We start from the raw sequence: 26,826 nt of genomic DNA, 5'->3' as shown, positions 1-26,826 counted from the left end.
GCTGTTCTAAATTATTGTTTATCTTCTTGTTCAGTTCAGTTTTATAGCTCAATTCATAATATAGATTTCCAATAATCTCTTGAATCCTTCTGTCTGGAACTGGAATCAATAACTGATCCATAAACTGTTTCTTAAAGTGCGGTATGACATCTCCAACATTTGTATTATATATTTGTTGCTGAATTTCCCGGCTTCTTAAAACAGCAAACAGATATTTATTATATATCTTTTCATCGTCAGCTCGTAACGCAATCATATCCTGGGCAATGCAAAAATCCACTGGATCAGGAACCAAACAAACTCTTCCCGGCGTCCCTTTGTTAACAAATAAAATATCTCCCGGCATAGGATGTGCTCTAAACCATGTTTCATAGGTTTCTTGCGTAAGATATCTAACTTTCTCATACACAGGAAACAGCGTATTGTTTGTAACACAATTTGTTGCTATGAGCTTCCATCCATCATCCGCAGTGGGAACAGTTTTCCCTCTATTATCAACAATAAAAGAAAGCAATTCTGTAATTGGAACTTTCGGACAATCTTTCCATATATTAAATCTCATACCCAATCGCCCCCAATTTCTTCCTAATCTCTCCCTCCAACTCATGTGACTTTACAAACATCTCCGACAATTCCGATGTCAAACGATCCATCTTTTCATCAAATGGCTCATCGTCCTCTTCCTGCTCTTCAATACCCACATAACGGCCAGGTGTAAGGATATAATCTTGTTTCTCGATTTCAGAAGTGTCGGCAACAGCACAAAAGCCCTTAACATCTTCAAGTGTTCCATCAGCAAAAGCTTCATAGGTATCTGAAATCTTCTTGATATCATCATCTGTCAGCTCCCGAAGCTTACGGCTCACCATCGTTCCCATTTTTCGAGCATCAATAAATAAAGTCTTTTCCGGTTGTTTCTTCTGCTTATTGATAAACCAAAGCGAAACAGGAATCTGCGTTGTATAGAATAGCTGAGTAGGCATTGCAACAATGCACTCAACTAAATCGGCATTGATAATATTCTTACGAATTTCGCCCTCTCCACCTGATTGAGATGAAAGCGAACCATTCGCCAATACCATGCCAATACGACCAGCTGGTGCAAGATGAAAAATCATATGCTGAAGCCATGCAAAGTTGGCGTTTCCTGCTGGAGGTGTTCCATATTTCCAGCGCTGATCTTCTTTTAGTTTATCCAATCCCCAATCAGAAAGATTAAACGGAGGATTCGCCATGATATAATCCGCTCGCAATGTTGGATGGCGATCATCTAGAAATGTATCTGCGGCATAAGCTCCGAGATCTGGTTCAATTCCACGAATAGCAAGGTTCATCTGTGCCATCTTCCATGTAGTAGGGTTCGAGTCCTGACCGTAGATAGAAATGTTACTGATGTTACCACTATGGTTCTCAACAAATTTTGCAGACTGAACAAACATACCGCCTGAGCCACAGCAAGGATCATATACTCTTCCCTTGAAAGGTTTCAACACTTCCACCAAGGTACGTACTACGCAAGATGGCGTAAAGAATTCGCCGCCACGTTTGCCTTCTTGTTCAGCAAACATTGAAAGACAATACTCATAGGTACGACCCAAGATATCCTTTTCACTGCCGTGTTCGATCATTTGAATATTGGTAAATAAATCTACCACATCTCCCAATCTTCGTTTGTCCAATTCCGGGCGTGCAAAATTCTTAGGGAGAATATCTTTCAATCGTTTATTTTCTTTTTCAATTGCACGCATAGCATCGTCGATAACAGCACCAATTTCCGGTGTATGTGCTTTCGTCGCAATCTCGCTCCAGCGTGCGTTTGCCGGCACAAAGAAAATACCTTCAGAAGTATATTCATCAATATCTTCCTCAAATCCGTCGCCTTCTTCAACAAGTTCCTGATATTTATCGTCAAATCTATCTGAGATATATTTCAAGAAAATCAACCCCAGGACAACATTCTTATATTCTGATGCATCCATATTGCCACGAAGCACACAAGCCGCATCCCATATTTGTTTTTCGAATCCAATCGTAGCCGTATTTCTATCCGCCATCTTTGCTTTCCTCCCTGTCATGTCATTTTCGCCGAAACCAAGGATTCCATCTCATCCTTAAATTTTCTACATAACTTCATAATCTACAAACACCATACTTGCATATAATACCATATAACCACTCTTTTAGGGGGAGATATTTTTACAATCTTTCATTTCACGTTAACTAAAAAAGCAAATTCCACATTGGGTTTACATGTGGAATTTACTTTTTCATTCAATCTTTTTGTATTTTTGTGCTAAGCATCTAACAGATTACGATATTTGATATCTTGTTTATGCTATTTACCGCATCGGATATTCTGTCTGATCTGCCCATTTACAGTCCAAGTATCGTTTCTACGGTCTTTTGCATATCTGCAGTCTCGCATACAGTATCATGCAGAACCGGTGCAGAACGAATCTCTTCTACAGCCTGCGGTATCGACACTCCTGACACTTTGCTGAGCTCGTCGATCAGCGCAAAATCATCCATGCCCTCATACTTCGCATCAATTGCTGTCATAACACTTGTTGCAAACTTATATGGACTTGCTGTCGATGCGATCACTGTCTTGGTCTCATCTCCGGTGCGGTCCTTGTATTCTTTATATACAGCGGATGCAACCGCGGTATGTGTATCCATAACATATCCTGTCGCATCATACACACGTTTGATCTCTGCTGCTGTCTTCTCCTCAGAAGCCCATCCGCCAACAAAATCAGCAAGCTGTGTCTTCATTTCTTCCGTCAACGTATACTTACCATCAGCAGAAAGCGCATCCATCATTTCTTTCGTCTTTGCAGCGTCTTCTCCGGCAATGCGATAGATCAAACGCTCTAAGTTGCTGGAGATCAAAATGTCCATAGATGGCGAACTTGTCAATACAAACTCACGATTTCTATCATAAACACCGGTATCAAAGAAATCGTACAATACTTTGTTCTCGTTGGAAGCACAGATTAACTTTCCTACCGGGATTCCCATGTTCTTTGCATAAAATGCAGCTAAAATATTTCCGAAGTTACCGGTTGGAACCACAAAATTCACCGGCTCACCCTCAGCTACTGTTCCCGCACCAAGCAATCTTGTATATGCATATACGTAATATACTACCTGTGGCACCAAACGACCAATATTGATGGAATTAGCAGAGGAAAACTGATATCCCTTAGCATCCATTGCTGCCGCAAGTTCTTTGTTATTAAACATTGCCTTAACACCGCTTTGCGCATCATCAAAGTTACCGGTAATGCCAACTACTTTCGTATTAGCACCCTTCTGTGTCACCATCTGGCGTTCCTGGATCTTGCTGACACCGTTCTTTGGATAAAATACAATGATGCTTGTTCCCTCTACGTCTGCAAAACCTGCCAGTGCTGCTTTACCGGTATCTCCGGAAGTTGCCGTTAAAATAACGATCTCATTGGTAATATGATTCTTCTTAGCAGAAGTCGTCAACAAATGTGGCAGAATTGACAACGCCATATCCTTAAAAGCAATTGTTGCTCCATGGAACAACTCTAAATAGTATGCACCTGCTTTTTCTACCAATGGTGCGATCTCCTTGGTATCAAATTTATCATCATAGGCACGGTTAATACAGGACTTAAGCTCGTCCTCTGTAAAATCCGTCAAAAACAACTTCATAACCTCATAGGCAGTCTCCTGATAACTCATCTTTGCAATCTGGTCCAAAGATACATCAAGCTGTGGGATCTGATCCGGCACAAATAATCCGCCGTCATCTGCAAGTCCCTTCAAGATTGCCTGAGATGCTGTTACCTTAGTCGCCGCACTTCTCGTGCTCTGATATGTTACGTTCATGTCGTCCTCCATTCCTTTTCATCCTGTTCGTTTCTGTTGATCAATGTCTTGACCATTATATTCCACATATTGCAAAATATTACACCAAAACAAAACTATCATACTTGTTTTTGATGTATTTTTCAACCCCTGTTTGACAGGGCGGCAACATCTGTCCTGTTGCAATAGATCACTGCATCCAATGCATGATCGTTTTACCCATGCTCTTATGAATATCCATCTCAAAAGCACGAACCATATCTGCCATGCTGCGCACTTCTATTCTTGCACCCACGATAGCATCCAGATAATTTACGATCTCCGGATGACTTTGATACAATTCCACCGTCTTTACAAAATCACTGCGGCCACTTCTGCTGCTTCCATACAATCGAAGTCCTTTTTCTAAAACCATCCGGGTATTGATAGGTACAGGATACTCCGATACGCCAAGCAGACCAATCGTGCCCTCCGGTTGAATATGATCTATGATCTGATCGATCGCACTCTGCGATGCCGCACCACCAACACACTCAAACGCATGATCTACAAGCAGCCCCTCCGGAATATCTGTTACGCGATACGTTGCATCTGCAAAGGCAAAGTTAGCCAATTTTTCATTATCCACTCCAAAAACAGCAAGCTTCGTATCCGGAAACATAGCTTTACAAAAAATCGCTGTGATATAGCCTAAATTGCCATCCCCCCAGATACCGATCATATTACGACGTGCATGTGCGATCCGATCAAATCGCTGCAGTGCATGAACGCTGACGGATACTAACTCCGTAAACGCTGCCACGACCGGGTCGATCCCCTCCGGAAGCACAACTAGTCTGTCCGGCTGTAAGCTGACATACTCCTGCATAAATCCGTCAAACCCACTTGCGCGGAATTTACTGGACCGCAAATAATTTTCGGCAATGATATCATCATGTTCCGTCGGTGTATTCGGGATCATGATCACCGTCTGTCCGTAGGAAAACTGCCCGGTCGGATCGTGAACTACTTTGCCGATCCCCTCATGGATCAATGCCATCGGAAGCTTTTGTTTGAGAACTTCTGCCGGTCTGCTTCCCTGATAATATCTCTGATCGGCATGACAAATGGATAAATGTGTCGGACGCACGATCACTTCCTGTCCAAATAATGGCACTTCACCAAACTCTACTTCAAATCGTCTCGGTGCTACGAGACGGTATACCGCATTTAACATTACTTATCCATCTCCCCATTTCTGATCAATGATTCTGCCACACGCAGATCATATGGGTAGGTAATCTTAATATTGAACACCTCACCCTGTACCAAATGCACCTTTTCTCCCTTCATGACAAATATCTTAGAAGCATCCGTAAGGATTCCCTTCTCCTCATCACTTAGCGAATAATACAGGTCTTTTAATTTCTTGGCACTAAACGTCTGCGGCGTCTGTCCCTGATACATCTTAGATCTGTCCGGTACATCACTGATAATCTCTCCATTTTCGCTGGCCACGATCGTATCCGTTGCCGGTATCACGGTATCCACTGCATCATACTTCTGTCCATATTCAATATTTTCTTCGATGATGCGATGTGTTAAAAACGGGCGCACAGAATCATGTGTGACAAGCAGTGTGTCGTCATCCAAACCATAGCCTTCCTCGATATAACGAATAGAATTCATGATCGTTTCGTTGCGTGTCTCTCCGCCTTCCAATACAACGACCCGGTCAGTATCCCCCATATACTGGCGAACAAGATTTCTCGTATGTTCTACCCACTGCTTCGGACACAAAACGATCAATTTTTCAAAGGCATCATGCACATAAAACTTCTCGATCGTATGAATAATGATCGGTTTATCTCCAATTTTGATATACTGTTTTGGCTTCTCTGCATTTCCCATGCGGCTGCCTATTCCTCCGGCTAATATCACTCCAAATACCATCTTAACTCTTCATTCCTTTCTACTAAATATGTCTGAGCAGTGCCCCTGCTTTCCCCCATTTACAACCTTCCACACACTGAAAATCACGGTATCCACAACGGGCACAAGGCTTATCATCTTCTAACAGATCCTCCAAACGTCTCCGATTGGCAGAAGACAGGTTCTGCTTATTTTTCGCGAAACGTGCCACCAGCTCTTCCGTCAACCGCATGATCTCCAGCTGTGCTCTCCCACACATGCGTTCTTTACATTTCAAGGCAAAATCCTCAAACAGTCCCTGCTCTGTTACGGAAACTAACATTCCCTGCGGGAACTGCTCTGCGACTCCGGCAATATCCTGCAGCCATTCCTCTTGAAGTGACTGTTCCTGCAGTAATTCCGGTACATAATAACCATATTCCCCAGGCTTATCTCCCGCAAAGTTGATCTTTACACGGAGCGTACGATGTCTCTGCTCCTGTGCAACCTGTGCAAAAGAAGCCAAAAATTTTGCCGTATACACATCTCCAAAGTACTCGACATTATCATCATCCAGCTGTCCGGTCGCCTGCACGGGCATGAAACGAAAGTATTCATTTTTATTATCATGAAAAATCCGCTTACCACCGATCACTACATCAAGGGACTTTACCAACCCGGAGAGTTCTTCTGCCAGTCTCTTCGAGAATGCATCTGCCTGTCCATTTAACTGATCACGCATCTGCTCCGCCCAGTCCATCACATAAAAGATATTGCGAAACGGCAGCGAATACACCATCGAAGTCGGGCAAAAGACCGACAACATGTATCTGGCATTCTCATAAGCAAGTTTGTCCGCCTCGCGCTCGCTAAACTTCTCCGGATACAAAGCTTCGATCTGTTGTTTCAAAATTTCATGCCACTTTTCATAAAGTATGGCCTCTTTTTCACTTTGCGGCTTCATCTTTGTATATCTGGCACTCTTTTCGGATGTATTTGATACTCCGATAGAGTTAAGCAGCATTGCAATAATCTTCGGGCACTGTATTTCCATTGTTACCATACTATGCTGAAACACAGAATGATGACCGTTTTGTGCCGTATTTTCTGCACGTCTGAGCGCCTTTTGCGGTTCTTGCGTACGTATTGTCTCGTAGCCGTCTGCAGCATAGCAGGTACCTGCATACTTTCCACTCAGAAATGTCAGCTCATCCGTCAACTGCACACCGGACTCACCGTCAATCTCCTTCGAAACACCAATTGTATTTATTGTAACCATATTTTTTATCCTTTCCGATCTTCTTTTATATGCACAAAATTGTGTATATATCGTCGAGTACATATATAGTCAGGTATATATAATGATAACACAAAGCAAATTGCGGTGCAATAATGCCTCGCTTTCTTACCGCAACAGACATCACTGTACCGCAATCATATAGGATCACTATCATTGACCCTTTCGTTATTTTATTCTTCATCCTCCGACGTTTCCGGCTTTTTGGTTGTCTCCGGTTGTTTCGTTGTCGTCGGTTTCTTCGCCAGCTTTGGCTTCTTTTTTGCCTTTGGTTTCTTCGTTGCTTTTGGTTTCTTTTTTGCCTTTGGTTTCTTCGCCAGCTTTGGCTTCTTCGTTGCTGTCGGCTTTTTCGTTACTGTCGGCTTTTTCGTTACTGACGGTTTAGAAGATGAATCTGTCGTTGTCTTCGAGGAACTTCCGGAGCGATGATAACAGATAACCGGAGTTCCCTGCTCGACCAAGCTGTAAATCTTCTTGGCTGATGATGGCGGAAGGTTTACGCATCCATGAGAACCGCCGGTACGGTATAAAGTGCCACCAAAACGACTTCTCCAATACGCATCATGAAAACCAATGCCTCCATTAAACGGCATCCAGTAACTTACCGGTGTCTCATAATTTTCTCCACGCAATGTAGCATTGCGCTGCTTGTAAGTAATTCCATATGTACCTGCCGGCGTTGCATGTCCCTGCGATTCATTTCCCGTTACACACGCAGTATCAAATACAACTTTTCCATCTTTGACCACAAACACGTGCTGACCACTCAGATCCACTTCTGCATAGGTATCACCGTAGTCTTTGTCACCGTAGCTGACCGCTGTTTGACGATATTCCGGTGTACGCTCTTTGACAGCACCTTTTTGGATCAATTTAACCAGTTTATCTGTTTCCTTGACTGTATTCATCCACCAGCCATAATCTCCACCGTATACAGTAACTGTATCACCGTACGCAGTCTTAAACTTACGATTGGTAAATACGGTATCATATTTACGATGAAGTTCCTGTACAAACTTCTCCACCTTATTGCGACGAAGCTTTACTGTGTTGTCCTTTTTGATCTTGATCCACTTATTGATACGCGTACCATCTAATACAACAGTATCATCACCAAATTTGTATGTAATCTCTGTACTAACATAACGATTTAATGTTTCTACAGCATCTTTTAAGACATCACTTTCGCTGGTGAACTCCGGCTTTTTATATGCTTTTTCCCTGCTTAGATCAACAGATTCCTTCAATGATGCAACTGCCTTTTCAATCGCCTCGCAGGTTGCCTGCTCATCCAAAATATCTCCTTGCTGCTCCGAAACGATCTCATAACCTTTTCCCTCTGTATACTCGGCAATCGAAGCGCTCACCGCTTCCGTACCGTCTGTGGCAGATGCCCCCTTTAAGGCCGACACTTCCTTCGCAAGAAGATCCTTATCATATGACAGTGTATGACTGATCTCATAATCTTTCTTGTCTCCGGCAAAAAACTTTATGAATCCCTGGTCTTTCAATATATCATATAATGGCTGCGCATCGCCGACTGCCAATCCGATGTCTCTTCCTTTGATCGTTTCCTCAAAAAAACTTTCATCTCTGGATTTCTCATCAATCTTGCGTTCTTTGACATTAATGGAATATTCTCCGATCCGCTTCTGAAGCTGTTTCACACTCATACCGGAAACGTCAATCCCATTGACCTTTGTTCCTCTGGCAAAGTGTCCGCTCGAATATACTGCGATCACGATCGCTGTTATAATAAGTACGCCGGCTGCTATTGCCACCGGAATGATCCACTTATGCTCTTTGAAATAATCTTTTACTTTCATACTTTCTTCTACTCTCTTCTTTCTTCTGTCATAATATATTTGCTGTATAAGTATATACCGCAAAACCTTTTCTGTAAAGGATAGAATTATCGATTGTCAATTTTTTCCGGGTACATATCGTGCCACAACATTCTTTTTTCTGCCATTTGTTCCCATTTGGTATCAGGGCGTCCATAATTGCAATATGGATCGATAGAAATTCCTCCACGTGGTGTAAACTTGCCCCATACTTCAATATACTTCGGATCCATTAATTTAATGAGATCTTTCATGATAACATTGACGCAGTCTTCATGGAAGTCACCATGATTGCGAAAACTAAACAAATATAATTTTAAGGATTTACTCTCTACCATTCGTTCTCCCGGCACGTACGATATCGTGATCGTTGCAAAATCCGGCTGCCCTGTGATCGGACATAAACTGGTAAATTCCGGACAATTAAATTTGACAAAATAATCATTATCCGGATGCTTATTCACAAATGTTTCTAAAACTTCCGGTGCATAATCCTGTGGATATTTCGTCCCCTGGTTTCCTAATAATGTAATACTCTTTTCCTGTTCTCTCATTGCATTTCCTCCCTCTGTTGCAGCATCCTTATGCCACCTTACCGATCAATACCGTGATCTAAGCTCTCCTGCCTCTCCTTTAGTGCAGTGCCGGATCCAAAATGCCATTGGCGCGAAAGGCTTCTGCGCGGTCACGACACGTGCCACACACACCACAAGGCTTGTCACCACCCTCATAACAACTCCACGTAAGTTCATAAGGCACCTTCAAACGAAGTCCCTCTCCGACCACTTTAGCCTTAGTCCAATTGACAAACGGAGCCTCGATACGTACCTGATTGCCACTTCCCAAATAAATTGCCTGTCCCATTGCATCGTTAAAGGCACTGCTGCAATCCGGATAAGCGTTACCTGCCGCATCATCTGCATGCGCTCCATAATAGATCACATCACAGTTTTTCGACAGAGCAATGCTCGCTGCACTCGCCAAAAACAAACCATTACGGAAAGGGACATAAGTAGATACCGGCTTGCCGGAAGTTTCCTTTAATTGCTCCGCATAGCTTTCTTTGGGAACTTCTGCATCAGACTGTTCTAATAAAGAACAATCACTGTACGTAAAGATCTTTTGCAGATCTAAAGACAGAAGTTCTATTCCATAATATGCAGCAATGCTGCGTGCTGCTTCCACTTCTTTTTTATGTTTCTGTCCATAAGAGATCGACAATGCGATCACGTTTTCTTTACCATATTTTTCGATTGCAAGCCCCAGACAGGTTGTACTGTCTACGCCGCCACTAAATAAAACCATTGCTTTGCTCATAACACTCTTTCCTTCCTATCATGTCAATCCTAAAGTTTTTATTATAGGCCTTTTATTGATTTTCTACTGCTTTCTCTATGACAAAAGTCTCATCTGTAAGCTCTGATCTTCCTGAAACTGTCCACGCAGTGTAAAGGTCTTCGTCGTCGCTGCATTCTTTTTGATTCCCCTGGCTGTCATGCAGCTATGTGTACCCTCGATCACAACCGCCACATCTTCACTTTCCAAGATCTCCTGCATAATATCTGCAATATCCGTACCAATACGTTCCTGCAGCTGAAGGCGTTTTGCCACCATATCCGCAATACGTGCGATCTTGCTAAGTCCGATCACCTTTTCCTTTGGAATATACGCAACGGTCACTTTCATATCGTACATTAGAGCAAGATGGTGTTCACAATAACTAAAAATATCAATATCCCGAACGATCACCATATCTCTGGAAGCCGATCCAAATTCCATACGATCGGTAAATGTTTTATTAAACATTTGCGCAATCTCATGATTTGTATAGTTCATTCCCTCAAACACTTCTTCATACATGCGGGCCACACGATCCGGTGTTTCTTTTAATCCTTCACGATCCGGATCATCTCCCAATGCTTCCAATATACCTCGAACATGCACCTTAATCGCTTCTGTATCTATTGCCATAATGCCATCTTCCTTTCTTAAACTCCACGTTTATCCGGATCCCAGATAAACTTGTGCAACTGCAATTGAATCCGTACTCCATTCCATCGTTTTTCACGAAGAAAATCAACCATTTCAGCCGGTTCGATCCTGCCAAATACCGGACTTAATATTACCATGCAGCGCTGCTCCAGATGATACTCTCTCGTCACCTCATAGGCCCTTTCCAGATCACTCCGTCCGGACACAACAAACTTCACCGTATCCTGCTTTACAACCTCTGCAAAATTATCCATACACATCTTTGTTTCCATGCCGCTTCCCGCCAATTTGTAGTCTATCGTAAATGACGGTGGCCGCTTCATTTGACGAAACGCTGTTAATGAAACACTGCCATTTGTCTCGATCTCCACCTCTAAACTCTCTTCTCGAGACAGCCTTTCTAACAATACATCAATATTTTTTGCAATCATCGGTTCACCACCGGTAAGTGTCACCCGACTGATCCCTGATTGCAGCAGGCGCTCACAGATTTCCTCTTCCGTCATCACCGTACACGGTGCATCCGCTTCATAGGCCCAAGCTGTATCACAATACGTACAGCGCAAGTTACATCCCTTTAGCCGCACAAAATTAGATAACTCTCCGGCAAATCGTCCTTCCCCATTAATGCTTTCAAAGATTTCTACCACTTCAAAATCTGCCATACTAACTCTTACATTCCTTTCCCGGCCTGCAGCCTGTCATGCATAACTTCTCCACGATGCCATCTCTCACATAGTTTTAGACAAAGCAGGCGGCACTGCCACCTCTCGCATCGCTTTAGACAAAGCAAGCAGCACTGTCACCTCTCGCATCGTTTTAAACAAAGTAAACTGCACTGTCACCTCTCGCATCGTTTTAAACAAAGTAAACTGCACTGTTATTCGGTGTCTCATATACTTCTACTTTCGCCACCGGATAACCTTTCAATGTAAACAATTCATAAAAATATCTGGCAAAATTTTCGGCGGTTGGGCGAAACGGCATCTCAACCACCTGAAATTTTTCTTCCTGCAATGCTTTCATCGTACTCTCACGCAAAGATCCCTGTTCAATGATCAGCACATGATCCAACGCATCCAATTCCGTCCGCAAATCTTTTTTTAACTCTGCAAAATCAACACACATACCTTTTTGCTGCCGGTCTTCTCTTAGCGTCTCTGACTGCACCGTCAGCAGTACTCTCCAACGATGTCCATGCAAATTACCGCATTTTCCATCGTATCCGGCAAGAAAATGTGCCGAGTCAAAACTATGTTCTGTCGTCAATTGATACATGCATTCCCTCCAGTTTCCTATAAAGCAAAACAAAAAGGCAGACCTACGGTCTGCCCAAAAACAATCTCTGTTCCATGCAGTCCGAGTTTTATTTATAGACAGGATGGTACAAATGAACTGTCTGTATGAACCCATGCATAAATCACATTTATCCACGGCAATAAATTATATTATCCTATTTTTCATTTATCGTCAAGTACGTTTGTGCTTCGAATTATTCTTCGGATCGGTAACACAAAAGAAGGCGAAACAGATAATTCGTCAACACCCATTTTAAGAAATGTTTCCGTCAATGATGTATCCGCTCCCAGCTCTCCACAAATTCCAACCCAACAACCACCTTTATGTCCATTCGTAATTGTTGTCTGAATCATTTTAAGTATTGCCGGATGATGGGAATCATAAAACGAATCCAATTTCATATTCTGACGATCAATCGCCAGAGTATACTGTGTCAAATCATTCGTGCCGATACTGAAAAAATCAACATGTTGAGCTAATTCTTCGCTCATCATCACTGCTGCCGGTGTCTCAATCATGATACCCTGTTCAAAATTGCCATAAGAAATACCCTGTTCATCCAATTCCCTCTTGACAGAATCTACAATTTCTCGGATACGACACACTTCCTCCACAGAAATGATCATCGGGTACATTATCGCAATCTCTCCATATGCACTTGCCCGTATCAAAGCACGAAGCTGTGTTCGAAAGATTTCCGGACGTTCCAGACAAATGCGGATAGCACGAAATCCCATTGCCGGATTATCTTCCTTATCCAGCTTAAAATAATCAACCTGCTTATCTGCACCAATATCTAACGTACGAACAACGACTTTCTTACCGGCCATCATTTCAGCAACTCGTTTATATGCCAAAAACTGAGTTTCTTCATCCGGATAATCCTCTGCCTCCAAATATAAGAATTCACTGCGGAACAACCCAATACCTGCTGCATCATTTGCAAGCACATTTGCAACATCTCCAACCCCGGCAATATTAGCATAGAGCTTAATCCTTTTGCCATCTAAGGTAATATCTTCTTGTCCTTTGAGTTCAGACAAAAGAGCTCTGGCCTCTTGCTCTTCCTGCTGCTGTCTGCGATAGAATGCCAATGTTTCCTCATCAGGTTCGATGATCAACTGACCTTCTTTGCCATCTACAATCGCTAACTTGCCATTCCACTCCGGTTGTATATCAACATCAATCAATGCCGGAATATTCATTGTTCGAGCCAAAATCGCCGTATGTGAGTTGGCAGATCCATATTTTGTAACAAAAGCTAACAGTTTTTCCTTGTCCATTTGAACCGTTTCGCTCGGTGCCAGATCATCAGCAACAACTATAACCGGATCATCACCCAGCGTACCCTTATCATCCTGCTCATTCAATACGCTGATCAAACGCTCGGTAATATCCTTAACGTCAGCCGCTCTTGCCTTAAAATATTCATCATCCATTTGCGAAAACATTTCTGCAAAATTATCACCGGTTACAGCCACCGCATACTCCGCATTAACCTCTTGTGTTTCGATCATGTTAACAATAGAGGACACATAATCATCATCTTCCAGCATCATCATATGCACCTCAAACACAGCAGCATTTGCCTCGCCGACTTCCTGCAACGCTTTATCATACAACTGCTTCAATTGTTCGGATGCTTTTTGACTTGCCATCTGATACCGCTCTTTTTCCTTGACAACATCCTCCACTCTTTGGCGTTTCACCTGCTGCTTTTCCTTTTGATAGAATAAAATATCACCAATCGCAATCCCCTTAAAGATCGATTTTCCATTATATTTTTTCATAACAGCCTCCATTCTATCGTAACATACCTACAGTGTCTCTTCAAAAAACTTCTGCATCCCCTGAAATGCTGCCTCCTCATCGCCGCCTTCAATCTCTACAACAACTTCATCGCCACACTTTACACCAAGCGCCATGATTGCCATCAATTTACCGGCTTCTACTTTTTTCCCTGCCTTATTAATGGTAATCTTCGCATCGTATTTTTTAACTTCTTTTACAAGCATTCCTGCCGGTCTTGCATGAATTCCTACTGCATCTGTAATAACATAACTAAATGACTTCATCTTTCCTCTCCATTTCTACACACAATCACATTTTTAACAAAATATGTATCATGTGTCCAAGCATAAACCTATAATAACAACTTCCATTTTTGTTAAAGAAAATAATACTCCTGTTTTCTGCGATCAAATTTTTACTTCATACTACACATCCAACTCACCACTAGTCACACGACATATATGCATCGCTAAATATCCGATTTCTGCATCTTCAAATGTACAGTTGACCATTTTAGCAATCTCATCACAAATAGTCTTTGCCATATTAAACTCACTCGGATATTTCACACTCATATAGTCGTTCAGACTCATCTTGAGCTTCTCTCCCTTGATCGCACGAACAATCATATACCGCACATGATTCATCAATCGATTATAGGACAATGACAGAACGTCAATTTTTTTATCCATGGCTTCTTCCACAATTTGGACGCAGGCACGCACTGCACGTGCAATCTGTATCGCATCTGACACGTTTTCATTGTCGATAGCTGAATGCACATGCAATGCAATATATCCCACTTCATCCTCACCAATTGAAATACGGTATTTCTTTTGTAATATCGGAATAATACAAGCAGCAACTTTATACTCCATATGAAACAGTAAACGAATATCCTCTGTGAGCGGATTACTGATCTGCTCCTTCTTTTTGATTCGTTCTACAGCATAATAAATATGATCTGCTAACGGAAAAAGAATACTTCGGTCAATCGTTCCAAACACACTTTCAGCCTGATCAAGTACCTGATTGGCAATTTCCAAAATCTCTGGATCTATCGATTTAATGATAGTATCAGCACCACCACGATCTTTATATTCCTGTAAATAATACACGCTGGCTCCCATTGCGGAATCGATCGTTTCGCTAATCTTTTTGCCAAATCCAATTCCTTTGCCAAGCAGTAAACATTGTGCATTGTTGCCCTGTTCCACCGCAAGTACAGCGTTATGATTTAACACCTTTGTCACTCTATACATAATTATTCCTCATAAAAATCAACAGCGAATAACTCCTCTCCTGATTTTATTTCTCCCTCCCTTAATAAACGTACCTTTTGGTTATCCTCTAGTTCCGTACACAGTACCGGAGATACGATTGACGGTGCGTGCTCTTGCAGATAATCAATATCCAGTTTCATCAATGGATCACCCTTCTTTACCTGCTGACCATTCTCGACAAACACTTCAAATCCTTTACCATCCAATTTTACTGTGTCTATACCAACGTGTATCAATAAGCTCAAACCGGAATCTGTCGTAAATCCAATCGCATGCTTGGTATCAAACACAAACGCAACCTCTCCATCTTCCGGTGCCTTAACGATCGCATCCGTTGGGGTTACAACCGCACCATCACCCATCATCCGATCCGCAAAGGCTTCATCCGGTGCCGTAGACAGATCTGCTGCAACACCTGTGATCGGACTGGATACAATAACGGTTTTTACTACACTTCCTTTAATTTCCTGACTCTGCGTGGCATCATCTGGCTCTGAACAACTCTCATTATCATTAGTATATATAATATCCGGTGCTGTTTCAAGATACTCTTCCAAATTTGACTTGATCACGGTAACATTTGGTCCATATATGATCTGGACTCCATTTCCTTTATGGATCACTCCGCTGGCTCCTGTCGATTTAAGCAGAACATCATCAACCAAATCTGCACTTGCAACAGTACAGCGAAGGCGGGTCGCACAGCAGTCAACACTTTCAATGTTATTCTTACCGCCAAGACCTCTCGTGATCATTTCACTAAGTGTATCCTCCGATGATATATTTCCATCATCCCCCTTTGCGGAACGTTTAGCATTAACATCTGCCTTCGTATATAATTTCACTTCCTGTGTATCATCCTCTCGACCAGGCGTTTTTAAATTCAATTTTTTGATCAAGAAAGTAAAAATCACATAATAAAGAATAAAATAAATGATTCCTACCGGAATGATACGAAGCCAGCTTGTCTTATCATTTCCCTGTAAAATACCAAACAGGAACAGATCCAAAAATCCACCCGAGAAAGTAAGTCCCACAGCGATATTTAATATATGAGCGATCATATATGCAGCACCGGCCAATACAACTTGCGCTGCAAACAAAATCGGTGCAACAAACAAAAATGAAAATTCGATCGGTTCAGTAATACCGGTCAACATAGATGTGAGGGCCGCTGAAAATAGTAAGCCTCCCACCTGCTTCTTTTTCTCCGGTTTCGCCGTGCGATACATTGCAAGAGCTGCGCCTGGCAGACCAAAGATCATGAAAATAAATTCACCCGAAAAATATCTTGTTGCATCTGCACTAAAGTGTGAAATATGTGCAGAATCTGCAAGCTGAGCGAAGAAAATATTTTGTCCACCCTGAATCATGTGTCCGGCCACATCAGCGGTTCCGCCAACAGCAGTCTGCCAAAATGGCATATAAAACACATGATGCAATCCAAATGGTATCAATGCCCTTTTGACAACGCCAAAGATCAGCGTTCCCATATACCCGCTTCCTGTCACCAATCCACCAAGTGCATAAATTCCATTTTGCACAACCGGCCATATATAATACAAAATAATACCAACAAACATATACGTTATAGTGGAAATGATCGGAACAAATCTTGATCCCGCAAAGAATGATAACGCATTCGGCAATATGATCTTATGAAAGCGATTGTGTAATGCAGCTACACCAAGACCAACGATAATACCACCAAATACACCCATCTGCAATGTATTAATTCCACAGACAGAGGCTATGGTTCCCTCTAACACATTTTTCGCAATGGACCCATCTTCCAGGATCTTGCCATTAATATTCAGCATAGCATTGATCGAAATATTCATAACGAAAAATGCGATCACCGCAGATAACGCTGCCACTTCTTTTTCTTTTTTTGCCATTCCGATTGCGACACCCACAGCAAATAACAATGGCAGGTTATCAAACACGGCACTTCCGACCTTGTTCATAATTACAAGCAGCGCATGCAATATTGTTCCATTCCCCAAAATTCCACCTAAATGATACGTTGCAATCGTTGTCTCGTTCGTAAACGAACTACCCAATCCAAGAAGCAGACCGGCAACCGGTAAGATCGCGATTGGGAGCATAAAACTTCTTCCAATTCGCTGCAGCACTTCAAAAATTTTGTCTTTCATCTTTCATCCATCCTTTCTTCCTGTATTTATGCAGTTTGGCATATCTCTCTCGCATAACAGCAAGTACACACTCACCGATAGTATCCGCGGCTAACTATATAATATGCAAAAGAAAAAGGCATCAACTAACATAAATTACCTGTGATTTATGTATAGTTAATGCCTCAATTTCATTCAAATCAAGTAACACACTATTTATATAATATATATACCATGATTTTTTCAATTCGTCAATACTATAATCCACATTTTGGCTATGTATTGTTCAACCTTCACTTTAAGAATTGTATTTACAAACTTTCTACCCTTTCACACTACCAAGTGCCACACCCTGTACGATATGTTTAGAAAGGAGCAGATATACAACGATTACCGGGAAAATCGAGAATGCAATCATCATATACACCTGACCCATATCCTTCTTCAGGAAATCCGCACTACGTAACTGCGCGATCAAGATAGGCAATGTCTTCTTCTTATTTTCTGTCAAGAGCAATGATGGAATGAAGTAATTGTTCCAGCTCTGAACAAATGCGAAGATTGCCTGAACCGCAATCGCAGGTTTCATAATCGGAAGAATCATCATATTGAATGTCTTAAACTCGCCCGCACCATCGATTCGAGATGCTTCTACGATCTCCAATGGAAGTGAAGAATCCATGTACTGTTTCATATAGAAGAATACTACCGGTGCTGCTATGGCTGGAACAATCAATGGAATAAAGGAATCCATCAAATTCCAATCCATCATTAAGCGGTAAAAACCAAGTGCAGTTACCTGTGTAGGAATCATCATGATCATCAAGATGAATGTAAACATAACATTCTTCAACTTGAAATTGTATACATGAATTGCATATGCCGTCATACAAGAAAAGTATGTTGTCAGAACGGCACTGAAAGCAGCGACAATAACACTGTTAAACAAGCCATTCCAAACCGGCTGTGAACTGTGCATCAAATGTACCCAGTTGTTCATAAACTCTCCACTCGGTAAAGCAGAGAATCCTAACTGAATCTGCGCATGTGATCTTGTTGCGTTAACAAACAATACATAAAACCAAAACAGGCACAATATCGAAATGAATATCAAAACAATATATGCAAGAACCCTTCTGGCATGTATTCCTATTCCTGAACTTTTTCTTTCATCCATGAATTATGCCTCCTTTTTCTGTGCAAATGCTTTGAACACGATCAAACTCAATATACCCGTTACGATGAAGAGCAGAACGGATAACGCACCACCCATACCGTAGTTCTTACTGTATAGCTGTTTGTTCAAATACATGATCAATGTCATCGTTGTATCTGTCGGTCCACCGGTACCGTTTGTCAAGATCTGTGGTACATCGAACATCTGTAAACCACCGATCAAAGATGTGATCAAAACGTATACTAAGATTGGACGCAACAACGGCATCGTGATTCGGAAAAATACCTGTGTCGATGTCGCACCATCAACTTCGGCAGCCTCAAACAATGCCGGGTCTATACCCATCATACCTGCCATTAACAGAATCGTGGTATTACCAAACCACATCAAAAAGTTCATAAATCCAACCAATCCTCTTGCACTTCCTGCATGAGAAAGGAAAGAATACTTCTCTTTGATCAGACCGGCGTGTAATAAAATTGCATTTACCGGGCCATTGTCAGAGAACAATGCGAAGAATAACATTGCAAACGCTGACGCCATGATCAAGTTTGGTAAATAAATAACGGTTTTGAAAAAACCGGATGCTTTCAATTTTAATCGTGTGTCTGAGAACCATGCACCAAGCAGAAGTGATAATAAGATCTGTGGTACAAATCCCAACACCCACATTATCATTGTGTTTTTCAAATAAATCAATAACTTGCCGCTTTCAAAAAGCGAAGCATAGTTTTCTAAGCCAATATAATTTGGTCCCACCTGTATTAAGCCCATGCTATAATTTTCGAAAAAACTATTATAAATCGTGCTGATAAGTGGGATTAACTGGAAAATAACATATGTAAGAATAAACGGGATCAAAAAAATGTAGCCCCACTTATTATGCTTTTCCACTCTTCCTTTTTTGGGTTTACTCATAAGTGTTACCCTCCCCTTATTTTCAAAAAAAGTGCCTGCCTACAAACGTAAGCAGGCACATTCCTAAACCAGTTTACTTAACAATGTTTGTAACAATTATCCCACAAGCTCAGGATGTTTTGTCTTAACTTTGTCGATGAATGTCTGCAATGCAGTATCATAATCTTTTGTATTGCCATCGAAGTAATCCTTCATTGCTGCCTGGAACTCCTCAGCACATGTCTGATCATATGAAGATATATTGCTCATGTCGATGTTGCCAACACCTGCGGAGAAGATCGGAACTGGATTCTGTCCACCGAGTGCCTTATCACCGAAGCTCTTGTCATCCTTTAAGGAATCCATCAACTTGCTGTTGTTAGCGTAGTCATTGTCTTTGCTAACAATGTCTTTCAATACGCTCTCGTCTGTTGTCATCTTCTCGATGATGTCTTTTACAAGGCTCTTGTTGTCTGTGCCATTAGCACCACAGATCCAAGTACCGCCCCAGTAGAAACTCTGAGGACCAGTTGTAAGTGCCCAGCCACCATCTTTAACTACAGAACCATCAAGTGCTACACCATCTTTGTAACCCATGGAGAAGTCGATGAACCAAGCTGGTCCAAAGTAAGCGAATACGTTACTGCTCTTCATGAAGCCTTCGCTCCAGTCAGATCCCCACAACTCATGTGTTGTAGTCTCGCCGTTGTCTACCATTTCCTTAGACATATCTACCCATGCCTTGATGTTCTCATCTACGTTAATCTTCTTATTCTCTACCCACTTAGATGTTACGTTGTTAGAGAATACACGATATGTATCGTTTACAGATGCTGTTGTAAGGTATCCAGCGTCTTTTAACTTCTTAGATGCTGCCTTGAAAGAATCCCAATCTTTGAACAGCTCCTGAATCTTCTCAGGATCATCTGTCTTGAATACTTTCTTAGCAATGTCGCGTCTGTAGATCATACCTGCCGGGCAAGCCTGCCAGGAAGCACCCTTTAACGCTCCTTTAGAATCTGTTACGATATCCTGTGTGTACTTGTACTGGTTAGCAAGTGCATCTTTGGATACGCCAAGATCATTTACAACATCCAGTGTGTAATCTGTATCTACATACTTCAATGCGTAATCTGCCTCAACAAGGAAAAGATCGATCTTGTCATCAGCTGCTGCGGAATCCTGCTTCTTAAGAGCTTCATCCAATGCGTTCTGATATGCATTATCATCAGATGGTGTGATTGTCCACTTAACTGTAACGTCGCCAATCTTACCTTCTGTATCACTAACCTTCTTATATCCTGGATAGTGATCTGTCATACGGCTCTTGAACTCCTCGTTCCATACACGGATGTTAAGAACTTTTCCACCGTCAGAAACTGTAACTTTTTTAGCTTCTTTTGATGAATCCTTCTTAGTGTCACTGCCGCCGCAACCAGTCAGCATGGTTGCTGCCATTGCTGTACATAACAGCACGCTTAAAAGTTTCTTTCTCATAAAAAAACCTCCTCTAATAAGAAATTGTTTGCTTCTATATTTTTACTGCAATGAACTGCAGTAGAAATATCAATATGCTGTTCATAATTTTATGAACATTTTCAAGTTGCGTTTACGAAATCGTTTTACTAAATCGTTTTCGTAAGATGATTATATAACAACATGAACAAATTTACAAGTATTTTTTTGAATTTTTTGTGAATTTTTGTGAAAAACATACAAAACACACAAAAATCTGCTAATATCTGACATTTAACGAATCTCCGCAAAATACCGATTTTGCTGGTATTATGCACCCATTTATTGTATAAATTCATCAAATTTCGAACAATCTTTTTTATTCAGATTTCATAATTCAAAAACTGTTCACATCTTACTCTCCGATCAAAACAAAAAGAGAGTACCGTCCAACAATTGTCTTTGGTACTCTCTTACATAATTCAAAATTTCTTTACTTAAAGATTCCTTATGCGCGAAGTATTGTTGATAATCCGCCAACTGACATGCTGAATACAACAGCAAGAATGGTCAGGATAAGATAAATAACACCGATCACAATTCCGATGATCGCACAGATCTTACCAGCCTTAGCGTAGCTGCTCTCAAATCCATCTAACTCTACTGCCTTACCATGAAGCACTAATGCAACAATACTGCAGATAACTCCAACAATGCCATAGCAAAAGCAAAATACGATACCACAAATACCTAATATCAGACACGCAATGGAATATCCTCTTCCCGGCGAATTATTTCCCTGATAATTATACTGTGGCTGGCCATTATATCCATTGTTCTGGTAGCTGTTATTTTGATAGCCGCCATTCTGATAGCCACCATTCTGATAACTGCCATTATTGGCGTTCGTCCACCCCTGTGAGTCATTTCCTGCATTGCCATTTTGGAAACCCTGATTTTCATTTTGATTGTTATCCATTGTAATCCTCCTCAACTTTGTATATGTACTACCTCTACATTGTATGACATAACGCCCTGCTAATAGAAGTCCATAAGCCTAAGCATCCTGTCTCTACATTGCATTTCAAAGCTATATTCGATAGCCCGGAACAAACAGCTTTAACAAATATTGCACGATCAGCACCACGATGGCGATATATAATGCTGCATCCCGGAATTTCATTCCATTGATCTGCCTGTCAAAACGAGCCGCCACACGCTGCACAGTCTGACTGATAAAAAACAATAGATACCATACTGCACCATATACCGCAAATGCATTGTAATATACTGCCTGCAGTACTCTTCCATGTAACAGAGACCATATTGCTCTTGTTCCACCACAGCCCGGGCAGGGGATTCCAAAATACAGCTTCATTTTGCATTGCAATAACCGGTCGTTACCGGTTACATGCGCAATATAAAATGCTGCAATATATACAAGCCCCACACCAAGAACACACCATATGCTGATCCAGTACAAAATATGCTCCGTCTGCTTACAGCCAAACGCCCGCAGCCGTTCCCATACTGATTCTAACATAGGATCTGCTCCTTTCCCTCTTTCGTGTATTTCGTCAAATCTGTCTATTTGAATGATTATACCAAAAAACAGGGCTGTTCGTCAAACATGGACGACACAGCTCCCGTTTTCTTTGGTCAATTTACTGCATAAATTATTTGGTCAGTTTCATCGATTTCTTATATCCGGTCTTGGCATTGAACAGCTTCTTGTATGCTTTCAGCTTTTTCTTGCCACAGGATATCTTCGCTTTTTTGTAAATGCCCTTGATCGCATTTTTGCCCACTTTTTTCAATGTGGTTGTCTTGATCGTTATCTTTTTGAGTGCCTTAGCCTTGGAAAATGCCTTCTTTCCGATGGAAACAACATTCTTGCCAATGATTACTTTCTTTAATTTGGTGCATCCGGCAAATGCCTTTGCAGAAATATCCGTAACGCGGAAGGAATATACGACGCCATTCGCTTTTACTTTTACCGTCGCCGGTATTGCTGCAGATTTGATCTTTTTATTGGCTGCCTTGCGGTAGCTGACCGTCTTCTTGGATGCATCTGTCACAACATAAGATGCTCCCTTTACCTTGAAAGAATATCCTTTGCGGACAGACGGTGTTTTGATTGGCTGCGGTGTCGTTGTCGGGGCGGTTGTCGGTGCTGCAGGACTTGGTGACGGAGTGCTGATATCCGGTACCACATCCTCTGTCAGATCTTTTGGAAGTTCTTCTTCCGGCAGGCCAGTTTCTGTACCTTTCTTTGGAGTCACATTAATCTCATCACTATTGTAAATGGAGCCGATCACTGCAATTGCATCCACGGCAAGACTGCCGCTTGCAACCTCGATCGTTACAGTATGTTCACCATCTTCCAGTCCACTCACCTGATATGCAGTACACATATTATCTGCATTCCACAATGCGTCACCTTTCTTGTAGGACTGTCCATCTACCATCACATTCACGATTCCTCCTGTGGATTTATTGTATCCTAACACTTCCAAACCGGTTCCGTTAAAGGTATACGTAATGGATGCGCCTGTGCCCGTACTATTGGAAACACTTCTCTGATATACAAACATTCCCTGATTTGCACAAGTACGAGACCACTTGTTGTTATATACCAATTTTGCATTTTTCTGTGGTGTCAGATCATAGGTTTCCATATTGTCAATATATTCTCTGTAATATGGCGCATATCCTTTGATCTTCGTTACTGCCAGATTGTCAAATCTTGTATAGGAATTACCGCAGCCGATCGCAACACGTCCTGAAGTGATCGGATTGCTGTCCTCATATGTTGCGACTAAAGTATCGTTGATATATGCTTTGATCACATTACCCTCGCCACGGAGTTTGAGCTGGAACCAAGTCCCCGGTGTTACCTGACTTGCATCTACCGAACCGGACGCAAGCTCTGTACCCTTAGAAGATGTAGAACCCATTTTCGCACGATACAGTATCCAGCTTCCATCATCATTGACTTTCAAAGAATATCCTGCATTGTTCGAAAGATTGTGTGTTCTTCCGGTCTGTCTGATACCAATCTGCGCATACTGCTTATCTGCTGCACGCTCAAATAAAACATCAATAGCTGCCGTATAGTTCGTCCAGCGGTAATCTCCCACTAACGTGACAGGATCTCCACTATTCCAAGCACTTCCGACACCCGTTGATTTCTTATCTAACTGCTGTCGAAGCACATGATTGCCGGTTCCACTCTTATATACCTCAAAAGCACCATTCAACGTATGGGTATAGCGTGCCATCGCGCCTTTTTCTCCACCACGTGATGCAATGTAATCCTCCTTCTCTCCAGTAAAGCCGCCTTTGCCATCAAGAACAGGAACGGTCTTGCCGGTATACTCAAAATCATCCGCATACAGATAGCCGTCCTCTGTGTTCTGAACGTCTCCGGTTGCATCTGTGTCAAGTACGGTACGCTCACCCTCTACCGGCATTGCCTCTGTATGTTCTTTGCTGTCTGAAACATCTAAAGAGGTAACCGTAACTGCAGAATTTGGTTTTACCGCAAAGGAATATACACCATTGCTGTCCGCAGATAATTCCTGAATACATTTCATATAATTTTCATTAAATGCACCCTCGTCTGCTGCTCTCGTCTCCCAAAGTTCTAACTTCCGGTCGGCTTTTAACTTCATATTCTTCGTCTGCAGCGTATAAGTCATTGGATACTCACTGTCATTAACAATCACCGTTGAAAAATTATCTTTCGTCGGTGCTGCCAGAGTCATATAGTTTTCTCCACCGCCACGGCCGTCAACTGCATTGCTGGTTGTTCCTTGTACAGCAGATGCCTTGCTGGCCGATGCAACACCACGCCAAATGCCGGCAGTATTTGTTTCATTTTCCCAGCCGGTCACTGCAAACTTGCTGATATGTGCCAAAATCAACAATCCGGCATCATAATGCATCCATCCTGACCAAGGATCTCTGGCACTTACTAACTCCTTAAAGGAGTACTGTGCGCCTTCATAATAAGAACCGATCACAGGCTGATAGATCACATGACCTCGACGTGACTCGACAAAGCTCTTGATCACAGTATTGCCCATTTCCAATGCACTGCCGGAGCCACCGATACCAGTACCCTCTACCGTCGGCGCTTTATCTGTCGTAGATGGACGGAACGCTGAATTTGAGAACGTTGCCTGCTCCTCGCTGTTCCATACTTCCTTGTCCACTTCCTCTGCCAGCCACTTCATCGCATTATTTTCATCATCCGCTGTCTTATAATGGTATCCGACAACATCCACTGCATTCATAAACTCTTTGTCATCCTTTAACTTGTTGGCAACATCGCTGCTGACAACATTTGCCTCGTCGGATACAACAAGCTTAATCTTTTTGAATAAAGCAAGTGCTTTCTCATCCGCGATCGTCTTAGTGCTTTCCGCCGCGATCCACTTGGCAAATTTCTTAGTGTAGGCAACATCGCCTGCGCCGCCCCATACTTCGTTCGTATTTGGATTAATGTAGTCTACCATATAGCCATATTTCTCATAAGCATCCAAAATACTCTGTTTGTACCAGATATACTTATCTTCATCTGTTTTCACCCAAGAGGGTGTACGCCAAGTCAGAATACTGACCTTCAAATTCGGATTGATCTTCTTAGCATCTGCTGCCAGCTGCCAGCCAGGATTACGAAGCACATTGGCTTTCTCGCCCTTTGTTCTCTTGGTTGCACTCTCTGATCCGGTCGAGTTGTTACGATCATTACCCATTTCCAATTTCACATGTGTAAAAATCGGGTACTCGCCTCCGAATAAATACTGCATTAATTTTGCATATGCCTCCGGATTCTGTGATTTGTAATCCATCAACAGATCACTTGTAGAATTGGCACTAAGCATACCAAATCCCTTATACGTAAGTCCATTCACATTGTCTGCCTTGATATCATTGCCATCAATCACAATGCTTCCCGTTTTTGTTTCCACTGCTACCCCTTTCCGGGAAGATGTACTTGCCCCGCTGATCCCGACATTCCCCGTCAAGACCATGGAAAGGCTGAGTAAACATACTCCCGCACGTTTCAGTAATTTTCTCACCATATTCTCCTCCTTTTTACCTACGCAAAAATTATGTTGCTGGTTGTATTATAAGTAAAGCTGCAAAGATCCGGCAATCTAAAATAATTGTTAAATCCCAGTGATATGAACATTTTGATGCATTTTCCTATCAATCGGGTAGGAGGTAGATAATTATCTTATCTACCGACCTCCCACACCACCGTACGTCAGACTGTCTAACGATTAAGAAAAATGTTATAATAGAACTACCAAATACAGTATCGTAGGGGGATTCGTTATGGCATATATTGTTGGCGCAGATAGATATCAAACAAGAATGGTAACCACTTCATTAGATGACTTAATAAGTAAGGATAATTCTGTCCGAGTAATAGATTCTTATGTAGAATCCTTAAATTTAGAAAATCTAGGTTTTATAGAGTATAGTGGTAGGAATCGAGGACAATCACCTTATCGCCGATCTGATTTATTAAAACTTCATATCTATGGCTATTTAAATAAGATTCGTTCTAGCAGAGCATTGGAGACAGAAGCAAAACGCAACCTGGAATTAATGTGGCTGGTAAACTGCATAACACCTGATCATGGTACTATTGCAGGTTTTGTTCAGAAGAATAAGACTGCGTTTCACAATACATTACGAAATCTTACTCTTATTCTCAAAGGTTGGGGGCTCATTGATGGAGAACTGATTGTTATTGATGGAACTAAGATCCGTGCTCAAAACAGCAAGCATAATTGTATTACGCAAAGCGGTTTAGATAAAAAAATCGAATATGCGGAAGCTCAGATAAATGCATATCTTATGGCAATTATAATGGCCTCATAAATTAAGACACTGAAAGCGACATTTCTTA

The 26,826-nt window shown here is 41.8% G+C and carries 24 protein-coding genes; 1 reads left to right on the top strand and 23 read right to left on the bottom strand.

From position 1 onward, the window contains the following. From DXB73_RS13145 to DXB73_RS13035, 23 genes are all read right to left on the bottom strand, one after another. On the bottom strand, nucleotides 1–562 hold a 562-nt coding region (locus DXB73_RS13145), incomplete at its 3' end, for a restriction endonuclease subunit S (protein ID WP_182448514.1). Beyond that, nucleotides 552–2,054 carry a class I SAM-dependent DNA methyltransferase gene (locus DXB73_RS13140; RefSeq protein WP_118691426.1) on the bottom strand — a complete coding sequence of 501 codons (1,503 nt, stop codon included), beginning with the start codon at nucleotides 2,052–2,054 and terminating at the stop codon, nucleotides 552–554. The genes DXB73_RS13145 and DXB73_RS13140, both read right to left, overlap by 11 nt. A gap of 319 nt (nucleotides 2,055–2,373) precedes the next feature. Continuing rightward, nucleotides 2,374–3,861, bottom strand: coding sequence for a threonine synthase (thrC, locus tag DXB73_RS13135; RefSeq protein ID WP_118691425.1), 1,488 nt, complete (start codon nucleotides 3,859–3,861; stop codon nucleotides 2,374–2,376). Nucleotides 3,862–4,030: 169 nt separating this feature from the next. Beyond that, complete coding sequence (locus tag DXB73_RS13130) at nucleotides 4,031–5,056, bottom strand: ribitol-5-phosphate dehydrogenase (RefSeq protein ID WP_118506446.1); 1,026 nt, start codon at nucleotides 5,054–5,056, stop codon at nucleotides 4,031–4,033. Then, entirely contained in the window at nucleotides 5,056–5,772 is a 717-nt protein-coding gene (locus DXB73_RS13125; RefSeq protein WP_118691424.1) for a 2-C-methyl-D-erythritol 4-phosphate cytidylyltransferase, read from the bottom strand. The genes DXB73_RS13130 and DXB73_RS13125 overlap by 1 nt, the downstream gene beginning before the upstream one ends. Nucleotides 5,773–5,794: 22 nt before the next feature. Continuing rightward, on the bottom strand, nucleotides 5,795–7,009 hold the full coding sequence (locus tag DXB73_RS13120) for an FAD-dependent thymidylate synthase (protein ID WP_182448351.1): 1,215 nt from the start codon (nucleotides 7,007–7,009) through the stop codon (nucleotides 5,795–5,797). Between the two features lie 191 nt (nucleotides 7,010–7,200). Continuing rightward, nucleotides 7,201–8,853 carry a L,D-transpeptidase family protein gene (locus DXB73_RS13115; RefSeq protein ID WP_118691422.1) on the bottom strand — a complete coding sequence of 551 codons (1,653 nt, stop codon included), beginning with the start codon at nucleotides 8,851–8,853 and terminating at the stop codon, nucleotides 7,201–7,203. Between the two features lie 86 nt (nucleotides 8,854–8,939). Further along, a complete protein-coding gene (queF, locus tag DXB73_RS13110; protein ID WP_022024886.1) occupies nucleotides 8,940–9,425 on the bottom strand; it encodes a preQ(1) synthase in 486 nt (161 codons plus the stop codon). Between the two features lie 79 nt (nucleotides 9,426–9,504). Beyond that, nucleotides 9,505–10,188, bottom strand: coding sequence for a 7-cyano-7-deazaguanine synthase QueC (gene queC / locus DXB73_RS13105; protein ID WP_118691421.1), 684 nt, complete (start codon nucleotides 10,186–10,188; stop codon nucleotides 9,505–9,507). A gap of 75 nt (nucleotides 10,189–10,263) precedes the next feature. Continuing rightward, nucleotides 10,264–10,842: a GTP cyclohydrolase I FolE gene (gene folE / locus DXB73_RS13100; protein ID WP_022024888.1), complete on the bottom strand. Its 579-nt coding sequence runs from the start codon at nucleotides 10,840–10,842 to the stop codon at nucleotides 10,264–10,266. A 17-nt stretch (nucleotides 10,843–10,859) separates the two neighbouring features. Further along, the gene (gene queE, locus DXB73_RS13095) at nucleotides 10,860–11,528 is read right to left on the bottom strand and encodes a putative 7-carboxy-7-deazaguanine synthase QueE (protein ID WP_118691420.1); all 669 of its coding nucleotides are present in this window, start codon (nucleotides 11,526–11,528) and stop codon (nucleotides 10,860–10,862) included. 66 nt (nucleotides 11,529–11,594) lie between these two features. Continuing rightward, a complete protein-coding gene (locus tag DXB73_RS15100; protein ID WP_279221311.1) occupies nucleotides 11,595–11,729 on the bottom strand; it encodes a hypothetical protein in 135 nt (44 codons plus the stop codon). Next, entirely contained in the window at nucleotides 11,722–12,141 is a 420-nt protein-coding gene (locus tag DXB73_RS13090; RefSeq protein WP_118691419.1) for a 6-carboxytetrahydropterin synthase, read from the bottom strand. Before DXB73_RS13090 ends, DXB73_RS15100 begins: the two co-directional genes overlap by 8 nt. A gap of 182 nt (nucleotides 12,142–12,323) precedes the next feature. Continuing rightward, nucleotides 12,324–13,952, bottom strand: coding sequence for a phosphoenolpyruvate--protein phosphotransferase (ptsP, locus tag DXB73_RS13085; RefSeq protein ID WP_118691418.1), 1,629 nt, complete (start codon nucleotides 13,950–13,952; stop codon nucleotides 12,324–12,326). Between the two features lie 27 nt (nucleotides 13,953–13,979). Then, nucleotides 13,980–14,237 (bottom strand): HPr family phosphocarrier protein, encoded by a 258-nt coding sequence (locus DXB73_RS13080; protein ID WP_118691417.1) that lies wholly within the window; start codon nucleotides 14,235–14,237, stop codon nucleotides 13,980–13,982. Between the two features lie 141 nt (nucleotides 14,238–14,378). Continuing rightward, a complete protein-coding gene (locus DXB73_RS13075; protein WP_118691416.1) occupies nucleotides 14,379–15,215 on the bottom strand; it encodes a PRD domain-containing protein in 837 nt (278 codons plus the stop codon). A 2-nt stretch (nucleotides 15,216–15,217) separates the two neighbouring features. Next, complete coding sequence (locus DXB73_RS13070; RefSeq protein ID WP_118691415.1) at nucleotides 15,218–17,392, bottom strand: PTS transporter subunit IIABC; 2,175 nt, start codon at nucleotides 17,390–17,392, stop codon at nucleotides 15,218–15,220. Between the two features lie 301 nt (nucleotides 17,393–17,693). Next, entirely contained in the window at nucleotides 17,694–18,548 is an 855-nt protein-coding gene (locus DXB73_RS13065; RefSeq protein ID WP_118691414.1) for a carbohydrate ABC transporter permease, read from the bottom strand. 3 nt (nucleotides 18,549–18,551) lie between these two features. Then, complete coding sequence (locus DXB73_RS13060) at nucleotides 18,552–19,466, bottom strand: sugar ABC transporter permease (RefSeq protein ID WP_118506437.1); 915 nt, start codon at nucleotides 19,464–19,466, stop codon at nucleotides 18,552–18,554. Nucleotides 19,467–19,562: 96 nt separating this feature from the next. Further along, nucleotides 19,563–20,942 carry an ABC transporter substrate-binding protein gene (locus DXB73_RS13055; RefSeq protein ID WP_118691413.1) on the bottom strand — a complete coding sequence of 460 codons (1,380 nt, stop codon included), beginning with the start codon at nucleotides 20,940–20,942 and terminating at the stop codon, nucleotides 19,563–19,565. Between the two features lie 466 nt (nucleotides 20,943–21,408). After that, the gene (locus tag DXB73_RS13045) at nucleotides 21,409–21,879 is read right to left on the bottom strand and encodes a hypothetical protein (protein ID WP_118691411.1); all 471 of its coding nucleotides are present in this window, start codon (nucleotides 21,877–21,879) and stop codon (nucleotides 21,409–21,411) included. A gap of 111 nt (nucleotides 21,880–21,990) precedes the next feature. Further along, on the bottom strand, nucleotides 21,991–22,443 hold the full coding sequence (locus tag DXB73_RS14730; protein ID WP_022024896.1) for a DUF2752 domain-containing protein: 453 nt from the start codon (nucleotides 22,441–22,443) through the stop codon (nucleotides 21,991–21,993). Nucleotides 22,444–22,576: 133 nt separating this feature from the next. Next, nucleotides 22,577–25,990, bottom strand: coding sequence for a leucine-rich repeat protein (locus DXB73_RS13035; RefSeq protein WP_118691410.1), 3,414 nt, complete (start codon nucleotides 25,988–25,990; stop codon nucleotides 22,577–22,579). A 256-nt stretch (nucleotides 25,991–26,246) separates the two neighbouring features. Between DXB73_RS13035 and DXB73_RS13030 the strand changes: the two genes are divergently transcribed. Next, entirely contained in the window at nucleotides 26,247–26,798 is a 552-nt protein-coding gene (locus tag DXB73_RS13030) for a transposase (protein ID WP_243104148.1), read from the top strand. Nucleotides 26,799–26,826 lie beyond the last annotated feature (28 nt).

The organism is Clostridium sp. OM05-6BH (genome assembly GCF_003481635.1).
Classification (GTDB): Bacteria; Bacillota; Clostridia; order Lachnospirales; family Lachnospiraceae; genus Butyribacter.
This window is presented reverse-complemented; position numbering and strand designations above follow the sequence as displayed.

Excerpts from the sequence above, each read along its gene's own strand:
- DXB73_RS13140 (WP_118691426.1), bottom strand. The coding sequence starts at position 2,054 with ATGGCGGATAGAAATACGGCTACGATTGGATTCGAAAAACAAATATGG.
- thrC (WP_118691425.1), bottom strand. The coding sequence starts at position 3,861 with ATGAACGTAACATATCAGAGCACGAGAAGTGCGGCGACTAAGGTAACA.
- DXB73_RS13130 (WP_118506446.1), bottom strand. The coding sequence starts at position 5,056 with ATGTTAAATGCGGTATACCGTCTCGTAGCACCGAGACGATTTGAAGTA.
- DXB73_RS13125 (WP_118691424.1), bottom strand. The coding sequence starts at position 5,772 with ATGGTATTTGGAGTGATATTAGCCGGAGGAATAGGCAGCCGCATGGGA.
- DXB73_RS13120 (WP_182448351.1), bottom strand. The coding sequence starts at position 7,009 with ATGGTTACAATAAATACAATTGGTGTTTCGAAGGAGATTGACGGTGAG.
- DXB73_RS13115 (WP_118691422.1), bottom strand. The coding sequence starts at position 8,853 with ATGAAAGTAAAAGATTATTTCAAAGAGCATAAGTGGATCATTCCGGTG.
- queF (WP_022024886.1), bottom strand. The coding sequence starts at position 9,425 with ATGAGAGAACAGGAAAAGAGTATTACATTATTAGGAAACCAGGGGACG.
- queC (WP_118691421.1), bottom strand. The coding sequence starts at position 10,188 with ATGAGCAAAGCAATGGTTTTATTTAGTGGCGGCGTAGACAGTACAACC.
- folE (WP_022024888.1), bottom strand. The coding sequence starts at position 10,842 with ATGGCAATAGATACAGAAGCGATTAAGGTGCATGTTCGAGGTATATTG.
- queE (WP_118691420.1), bottom strand. The coding sequence starts at position 11,528 with ATGGCAGATTTTGAAGTGGTAGAAATCTTTGAAAGCATTAATGGGGAA.
- DXB73_RS13090 (WP_118691419.1), bottom strand. The coding sequence starts at position 12,141 with ATGTATCAATTGACGACAGAACATAGTTTTGACTCGGCACATTTTCTT.
- ptsP (WP_118691418.1), bottom strand. The coding sequence starts at position 13,952 with ATGAAAAAATATAATGGAAAATCGATCTTTAAGGGGATTGCGATTGGT.
- DXB73_RS13080 (WP_118691417.1), bottom strand. The coding sequence starts at position 14,237 with ATGAAGTCATTTAGTTATGTTATTACAGATGCAGTAGGAATTCATGCA.
- DXB73_RS13075 (WP_118691416.1), bottom strand. The coding sequence starts at position 15,215 with ATGTATAGAGTGACAAAGGTGTTAAATCATAACGCTGTACTTGCGGTG.
- DXB73_RS13070 (WP_118691415.1), bottom strand. The coding sequence starts at position 17,392 with ATGAAAGACAAAATTTTTGAAGTGCTGCAGCGAATTGGAAGAAGTTTT.
- DXB73_RS13065 (WP_118691414.1), bottom strand. The coding sequence starts at position 18,548 with ATGGATGAAAGAAAAAGTTCAGGAATAGGAATACATGCCAGAAGGGTT.
- DXB73_RS13060 (WP_118506437.1), bottom strand. The coding sequence starts at position 19,466 with ATGAGTAAACCCAAAAAAGGAAGAGTGGAAAAGCATAATAAGTGGGGC.
- DXB73_RS13055 (WP_118691413.1), bottom strand. The coding sequence starts at position 20,942 with ATGAGAAAGAAACTTTTAAGCGTGCTGTTATGTACAGCAATGGCAGCA.
- DXB73_RS13045 (WP_118691411.1), bottom strand. The coding sequence starts at position 21,879 with ATGGATAACAATCAAAATGAAAATCAGGGTTTCCAAAATGGCAATGCA.
- DXB73_RS14730 (WP_022024896.1), bottom strand. The coding sequence starts at position 22,443 with ATGTTAGAATCAGTATGGGAACGGCTGCGGGCGTTTGGCTGTAAGCAG.
- DXB73_RS13035 (WP_118691410.1), bottom strand. The coding sequence starts at position 25,990 with ATGGTGAGAAAATTACTGAAACGTGCGGGAGTATGTTTACTCAGCCTT.
- DXB73_RS13030 (WP_243104148.1), top strand. The coding sequence starts at position 26,247 with ATGGCATATATTGTTGGCGCAGATAGATATCAAACAAGAATGGTAACC.